This is a genomic window from Kitasatospora sp. NPDC018058 (assembly GCF_044327205.1).
In the GTDB taxonomy this organism is placed as follows: Bacteria; Actinomycetota; Actinomycetes; order Streptomycetales; family Streptomycetaceae; genus Kitasatospora.
Map to the genome: position 1 here is coordinate 1 of NZ_JBIRFA010000104.1, position 8,111 is coordinate 8,111.

An 8,111-nucleotide genomic window follows, 5' to 3' on the forward strand; every position below is an offset into this window, starting at 1 on the left:
AGCAGCCGCTGCTGCGGGTCCATCGCGGCCGCCTCGCGCGGCGAGATCCCGAAGAACGCCGGGTCGAAGTAGGCGGCGTCGTACAGGAATCCGCCGTGCCGGGTGTAGGTGGTGCCGGCGTGGTCGGGATCCGGGTGGTAGAGGCCCCCCAGGTCCCAGCCGCGGTCAGCGGGCAGCCCCGAGGCGGCGTCCCGGCCGTCGGCGACGAGCTGCCACAGGTCCTCCGGGGTGGCGACCGCACCGGGGTAGCGGCAGCTCATGCCGACGACGGCGATCGGCTCCGACTCCTTGGACTCCAGTTCCCGGACCCGCAGACGGGACTTCTGGAGGTCTGTCGTGATCCTCTTGAGATGGCCGGCGAGGCGGTCTTCATTGCTCATGGTTCAGCACCCGAATCATGCGGAGAGTGAGTGAGGGACACCGGGGAGGGGAGTGCTTCCCCTGCCGCTACGGCTCGCCGAGCCGGCTGTCGAGGTCGTTGTCGAGGAAGTCGAGGAGCTCCTCGACGCTGGCGTCCTCCAGTGAGGTGACGGCCGTCGGGTCCCCGCCGTACTCCTGCGGGTGTTCGATCCGCCGGAGTACGGCCCCCAGTCGTGTCGCCAGCCGCAGCCGGGCGGTGTCGTCGGCGAGTGCCACGATGGCGGACTCCAGCCGGTCGAGGTCCTCGATGACGCTCTCGGCGGTGTCCGGCCGGAGGCCGAGCAGTTCGTGGTGCAGGTGCTGCGCGAGGGCGACCGGCGTCGCGTGGTCGAAGACCAGGGTGGGCGGCAGCACCAGGCCGGTCGCGGTGCTGAGGCGGTTGCGCAGATCGACCGACATGAGCGAGTCGAACCCGAAGTCGCGGAACGCGCGCCCGGCGTCGTCGGGGTCCGCCGACCCGTGGCCGAGCACCGCCGCCACGTGCGAGGTCACCAACTGTAGGACCGCGCCCTCGCGTTCGCCCTCGGGGAGTCCGGCGATCCGCTGCCGCAGCTCCGCCCCCCGTTCGTCGCTCTCGCGGCTGCCGTGCGCGGCCTCGTCGAGCAGGGCCCGTACCTCCGGCACCTCGCTGATCAGCGGGCTGGGCCGCATCGACGTGAAGACGGGCAGGAAGTTCGCCCAGTCGACGTCGGCGACGGCCAGGAAGGTCTCCTCGTCGTCGAGCACCTGCTCCAGCGCCCGGAACGCCCGCGCGGGTTCGATGAACGGCAGCCCGCGGAGGACGACGCGGGTGGCGTCGGTCCGGTCGACGGTCGTCCGCTCGTCCCAGATGCCCCACGCGACCGAGGTCGCGGGCAGCCCGTCGGCGCGCCGCTGCTGGGCGAAGGCGTCGAGGAACGCGTTGGCGGCGGCGTACGCGGCGTGCTCGCCGCTGCCCCACACACTCGCGATGGAGGAGAACAGGACGAAGTCCTCCAACTCGTCGGGATCGAGCAGTTCGCCGAGGTGCACCGCACCGGCGGCCTTGGCGTGGACGATCCGGGCGAACTCCTCCGGCGTCGTCTCCGCCAGGGAGCCCAGGGCCAGGTGGGCGGCCGCGTGCAGCACGGTGCGTACGGTGTGGCCGGCCGCGCGGAGCCGTGCGACGAGCCGGGCCACGTCGGCGCGGTCGGCGACGTCGCACGCCTCCGCCGAGGAGGGGGTGCCGAGTGCCGCCAGCTCCGCCTGCAGGTCGGCGATGCCCGGCGAGGCGGGACCCCGCCTGCTGGCCAGCACGATGTGACCGGCGCCGCGCGCGGCGATCCAGCGGGCGAGGTGCGGGCCGAGCGAGCCGGTCGCCCCGGTGATCAGCACTGTGTCGCGAGGCTTCCAGTCGCGGACGGCCCGGCTCGGTTGCCGCGCGTGGCGTACGAGGCGCGGAACGTACGAGCCGGAGGCGCGCAGGGTCCACTGGTCCTCGTCGCCGCCGCGGACCAGCACGCCCGTCAGCCGAGCGGCGGTCCGGGGGTCGGGCACGGCCGGTACGTCGACCAATCCGCCCCAGCGGTCGGGGTGTTCGAGCGCGGCCACCCGTCCCAGGCCCCAGCACTGCGCTTGGGCGGGGCTGGCGAGCCGTTCGGTCGTGGACACGGACACCGCCTGCGTGGTGACCATCCACAGCGGCGCGTCGATCCCCGCGTCGCCCAGCGCCTGGACGGCGGCCAGGTTGAGGGCCAGTCCCTCCGGCAGGGCGGGCAGGCCCTCGTGCGGGGCCTCGGCGAGCGCCAGCAGCGACAGGACCCCGGTGCAGCCGGGGCCGTCCTCCGCCAGGGCGGCCTTCACCCGGTCGGCGAGGACGGCGCGGTCCGCGTCGCCGCCCGTCAGCTCCAGCAGCCGCACGTGTTCCCCGTGCGCGGTGAGTGCGCTGCTCGCGGCGGCGGCCCACTCCGCGCCGCCGGCGGCGGTGAGGATCAGCCAGGAGCCGGTGGGGGTGGTGGGGCGGTGGGGTTCGGGGGCGGCGTTCCACGTGATGCGGTAGCGCCAGGTGTTGAGGAGGGAGCGTTCGTTCTCCTGCCGGTGCCAGTCGGCGAGAGCGGGCAGGGCGTGGGCGAGGCCGTCGCGGGCGGGGCCGTCGGGGAGCTGGAGGGTGGTGGCGAGGGCGCTCAGGTCCTGGTTGTGGACGGCTTCCCAGAACCGGGTGTCGGTGGTGTCGGTGGTGGTGGTGTTGGTGGGTTCGAGCCAGTAGCGCTGGTGTTGGAAGGCGTAGGTGGGCAGGTGGACGCGGTGTGCGTGGTGGTGCTGGAGGATGGTGGGCCAGTGGAGTTCGATGCCGTGGACGTGGGCGTGGGCTGCGGCGGTGAGCATCTGGCGTAGGCCGCCGTGGTCGCGGCGCAGTGAGCCGAGGACGGGCGTGTCCGGGTGGTCCTGTGCGTCGAGGGTCTGCCGCACGCCGACCGCCAGTACGGGATGCGGACTGGTTTCGAGGAAGCACCCGTGGCCGTCGTCGGCGAGGGTCTCGACGGTGTCGCGCAGCCGGACGGTGTCGCGCAGGTTGCGGTACCAGTAGGCCGCGTCCAGTTCGGTGCCGTCGACGCGCCGGCCGAGCACCGTGGAGTAGACCGGAACCGAGCCCGACTGTGGTGCAAGGTCGGCGAGTTCGGCCAGCAGGCGGTCCCGTACCGATTCGACCTCGGCCGAGTGGGAGGCGTAGTCGACGTCCACGCGCCGGGTACGGACGGTGTCGCGCGCACAGTCGGCGGCGAAGGCGTCCAGCGCCTCGTCGGGGCCGGACACCACGACCGAACCCGCGCCGTTGTCGGCGGCGAGGGACAGCGTCGGCCAGTCGGCCAGCCGTGCCCGGGCCTCGTCGGCGGAGAGCACGACGGAGAGCATGTGCCCGGTTCCGGCGAGGTCGCGCAGGAGGCGGGAGCGGATGGCGATGAGGCGGGCGGCGTCGTGGAGGGTGAGGGCGCCGGCGACGCAGGCGGCGGCGATCTCGCCCTGGGAGTGGCCGAGGACGGCGGCGGGCTTGAGGCCCCAGGAGCGCCAGAGTTGGGCGAGGGAGACCATGACGGCGAAGAGGACGGGTTGGACGACGTCGACGCGTTGGGCGAGTTCGTCGGGGACGCGGCCGCGGACGACGTCGTCGAGGGACCAGTCGACCCAGGGGGTGAGGGCTTGTTCGCAGGCGTGCATGTGGGCGGCGAAGACCTCGTTGGTGTCGAGGAGTTCGACGGCCATGCCGGGCCACTGGGAGCCCTGGCCGGGGAACATCAGCACCACCCGGGACGCGGCCGCCGGGGTGACGGCTCCCGTGAACACATCGGGCGCGGTCTCGCCGCGGGCCAGCGCGTTCAGGGTCCGCAGGTAGGAGTCTCGGTCGTCGGCGGTGACGGCGGCGCGGTGGTCGAACAGGGAGCGGGTGGTGGCGAGGGAGAGTGCGATGTCGGCCGGGCGCTGTTCGGGGTGGTCGTTCACCCAGTCGTGGAGGCGGGCGGCCTGGGCGCGTAGGGCCTCGGGGCTGTGGGCCGAGAGTAGCCACGGTGCTGCCTCGGCGGCCGGGGTGGCCGGGTCGGACGGCTGCGGCTCCACGGCGCGGTCGGGGGCTTGTTCGAGGATGACGTGGGCGTTGGTGCCGCTGATACCGAAGGAGGAGATGCCGGCGCGTCGGGGGTGGCCGGTCTCAGGCCAGGGGCGTTCCTCGGTGAGGAGTCGGACGGTGCCGGCGGACCAGTCGACCTCCGGGGTGGGCCGGTCGACGTGGAGGGTCTTCGGCAGTACGCCGTGGCGCATCGCCTGCACCATCTTGATCACACCGCCGACGCCGGCCGCGGCCTGGGCGTGGCCGATGTTGGACTTCAAGGAGCCCAGCCACAAGGGCTGTTCGGCACTCCGGTGCTGCCCGTACACCGCGATGAGGGCCTGTGCCTCGATCGGGTCACCGAGCCGGGTACCGGTGCCGTGCGCCTCCACGACGTCCACCTCGCGCGCCGACACGCGTGCGTTCGCCAACGCCGAGGTGATCACCCGTTGCTGGGCGGGACCGTTGGGGGCGGTGAGGCCGTTGGAGGCGCCGTCCTGGTTGACCGCGCTGCCCCGGATCACGGCCAGCACCTCGTGCCCGAGGCGCTGCGCGTCCGAGAGCCGTTCGAGCACGAGGACGCCCACGCCCTCGGCCCAGCCGGTGCCGTCGGCGTCGGCCGAGAAGGCCTTGCAGCGGCCGTCGGCGGACAGCGCGCCCTGGCGGCTGAACTCGGTGAAGGTGAACGGGGTGGCCATCACCGTGACCCCGCCCGCCAGGGCGAGGTCGCACTCGCCCTGCCGAAGCGCCTGTCCGGCCAGGTGCAGGGCCACCAGCGACGAGGAGCACGCGGTGTCCACGGTGACCGCCGGGCCCTCCAGGCCGAAGGTGTACGAGATGCGGCCGGACACCACACTGCCCGTGGTGCCGATGCCGAGCAGGCCCTGGAAACCGTCCGGCACCTGCCCGAGACGGGACGCGTAGTCGTGGTACATCGACCCGGCGAAGACACCGGTGCGCGACCCGCGGACGGACTCGGCGGTGAGCCCCGCCGATTCGAAGGCCTCCCAGGAGGTCTCCAGCAGCAGCCGCTGCTGCGGGTCCATGGCGGCCGCCTCACGTGGGGCGATCCCGAAGAAGGCGGGGTCGAAGTCGGCCGCGCGGTGGAGGAATCCGCCGTGCCGGGTGTAGCTGGTGCCGGTGTGGTCGCGATCGGGGTGGTAGAGGCCGTCGAGGTCCCAGCCCCGGTCGGTCGGGAACCCCGAGACGGCGTCCCGGCCCTCGGACACCAGCGTCCACAGGTCCTCGGGCGAGGTCACCCCGCCGGGCAGGCGGCAGGCCATGCCCACGATCGCCAGCGGCTCGTCGGACGTCGGCGCCTCGCCGTCGGCGGAAGCCCGCTGCTCGGCGCCGAACAGTTCGGCCCGCAGGTGGCCGGCGAGGGCGGACGGGTTCGGGTGGTCGAACACCAGGGTGGCGGGCAGAGCGACGTCGAGGGCCCGTACGAGCCGGTTGCGCAGCTCGACGGCCATGAGCGAGTCGACCCCGGCCGCGTTGAACGCGCGGCCGGGGTCCACCGCCTCCGGACCGGCGTGGCCCAGCACGGAGGCGACCTCCCGGCGCACGAGGTCCAGGAGGGACGCCTCCTGCTCGGCCTCGGTGGCCCCGGCGAGCGAGGCAGTGTCCCGGGCGCGGTCGGCGGGGTCACCGTCGGCTGCAGGGCGGTGGGGGCGGGCGCGGCGCACCTGCGGGAGCGTGTCGAAGAGCCTGCTCTTCCGCGCGATGGTGAAGGACGGGTGGAAGGCGGTCCAGTCCACGTCGGCGATGACGGTGGCGGTGTCGTCGGCCGCCAGGCTGCGGCCGAGGTGGTGCACCGCGGCTTCGGGGTCCATCGGCGTCAGACCGCGGCGTCGGAGCTGGTGCTCGTAGGTGGCGTCGACCATGCCGCCGCCGGCCCAGGGGCCCCAGGCGAGGGCGGTGCCGGCGAGGCCGCGGGAGCGGCGCTGCTGGACGAAGGCGTCGAGGTAGGCGTTGGCGGCGGCGTACGCGGCCAGTCGTCCGCTGCCCCAGACCCCGGCTATGGAGGAGAACACGACGAACGCCTCCAGCCCGGCGCCCTCCGACTGTGCGGGCTCGTCGAGGAGTTCCTCCAGCAGTCGTGCGCCCACGGCCTTGACCGCGACCACACGGGTGAGGTCGGCCAACCGGAGGTCGTCCAGGGGGCACTCGTCGGCGACCCCCGCCGCGTGCACGACGGTGGTCACCGCGAGGTCCTCGGCCCGCAGCTCCGCCAGGACGGACGTCAGAGACTCCCGGTCGGTGACGTCGGCGGCCACCACCCGCAGTCGCGTGCCCCGGGCCTCGAGTTCCTCGCGCAGCGCGGCCACGCCGTCCGCCTCGGCACCGCGGCGGCTGAGCAGCACGACGTCCTCGGCCCCGCAGCCCGCCGCCCACCGGGCGACGTGGACGCCGAGACCACCCGTCCCACCGGTGATCAGCACCGCTCCGCGCGGCGGCCGGCCACCGTCCCCGGCAGGCGCCGCGGCCCGTACCAGCCGCCGGCGGAACACGCCCTGCGGACGCAGCGCCAGCTGGTCCTCGCCCCCGGGCCCGGCTAGCACGCCCACCAGGAGCTCAGCGGACCGGGAATCCGTCCCGGTCGGCAGGTCGATCAGACCGCCCCAGCGCTCAGGGTGCTCCAGCGCGGCCACGCGACCCAAACCCCAGAGCATGGCCTGGCCCGCCTCCGTCACCGGGTCGGCGACATCGGTGGACACCGCGCCCCGGGTCAGGCACCACAGCGGGGCCTGAACCCCCGCGTCGCCCAGCGCCTGGAGCAGGAGCAGGCTGCCGGCGACCCCGGCCGGCACACCGGGAGCCAGCGGGTGTGCGTTCCCGTCCAGTCCCAGCAGCGACACGACGCCCGAGAACGGCGAGCATCCCTCCTGAGCCCCGGCCAACATCGAGGCCAGTGCCTCCCGTTCGGCGTCGGCGGCCGACACGTCCAGCCGGACCACCTCGGCCCCGCCTGCGGCCAGGGCCGCCAGGTACCCGTCGACCGACCCGTCCCCGGCGGCGCCGGACAGCCCCGCCGGGACCACCGCCAACCAGGTCCCGGACAGCGACGCGCCGGTAGCCGTCCCGGGCACCCGCTCCCAGGCCACCTCGTAACGCCAGGTATCGGCTTCGACGACCCCGGCGGCCGCGCGAAGCTGTGCCGCGTCGACCGGACGCAGCACGAGCGAGGCCACTGACACGACGACGGCACCGGAGGCGTCCGTCGCCTCCAGAGACACGGTGCCGGCTCCCACCGGCGTGAGCCGCACCCGCAGGGTCGACGCACCGGGCGCGGGCACCGTGACGCCGTTCCACGAGAAGGGCAGCAGCACCTCGCCCTCGGCGAAGAGGTCGGTCGTGAATGGCAGGGCGTGCAGGGCCGCGTCGAGCAGCGCGGGGTGGACACCGAACGCGACCGCGTTCGCGGCCTGTCCCGGTGGCAGCTCTACCTCGGCGAGGACCTCCTGACCCCGTCGCCACAGCGCACGGAGCCCACGGAAGACGGGCCCGTAGCGGTATCCGCGGGCGGCCAGGCGCTCGTACACGCCCCCCGCCTCGACCTCGACCGCGACGGCATCCGACGGCGGCCACTCGGCCGGGCCTGTGGACGGCGTCGGCCGGTGCGGGGCGAGCACGCCGGTGGCGTGGCGGGTCCAGGGAAGGTCGGCCGGGCTCTTCTCGGGCCGCGAGTACACCGCGACCGTCCGCGTGCCCGATTCCTCTGGCGCGCCGACCACCACCTGGACGGCCGTGCCCCCGCGCTCCGGGAGGGCAAGGGGAGCCTCCAGGGTCAGCTCCTCCACCGTGGTGCAGTCGACCTCCAGCGCCGCCCGCAGGGCCAGCTCCACGAAGGCCGTCCCCGGCAGCAGCTCGGTGCCGAACACGGCGTGGTCGGCCAGCCACGGCTGGGTCTCCACCGACAACCGGCCCGTGAGCACCACGCCGCCCGACTCCGGCGAGACCACGACGGCGCCGAGGAGGGGGTGCTCGGCCGGGATCTGTCCGACCGCCGACACGTCGCCGGTGGGTGTGGGGGTGTGGAGCCAGTAGTGGTCGCGTTGGAAGGGGTAGGTGGGGAGGTCGAGGTGGGTGGTGGGTGGGGTGGGTCGGGTGGTGGGGTGGCCGTGGGTGTGGA

2 protein-coding genes are annotated in these 8,111 nt (G+C 74.2%); both read right to left on the bottom strand.

Annotation, left to right across the window (positions count from 1 at the left end; all coding sequences use genetic code 11):
• A partial coding sequence (locus tag ACH4E7_RS44895; RefSeq protein WP_396255011.1) for a beta-ketoacyl synthase N-terminal-like domain-containing protein occupies positions 1 to 380 on the bottom strand: 380 nt, incomplete at its 3' end.
• 67 nt (positions 381 to 447) lie between these two features.
• Positions 448 to 7,992 carry a type I polyketide synthase gene (locus ACH4E7_RS44900; protein ID WP_396255012.1) on the bottom strand — a complete coding sequence of 2,515 codons (7,545 nt, stop codon included), beginning with the start codon at positions 7,990 to 7,992 and terminating at the stop codon, positions 448 to 450.
• Positions 7,993 to 8,111: the final 119 nt, after the last annotated feature.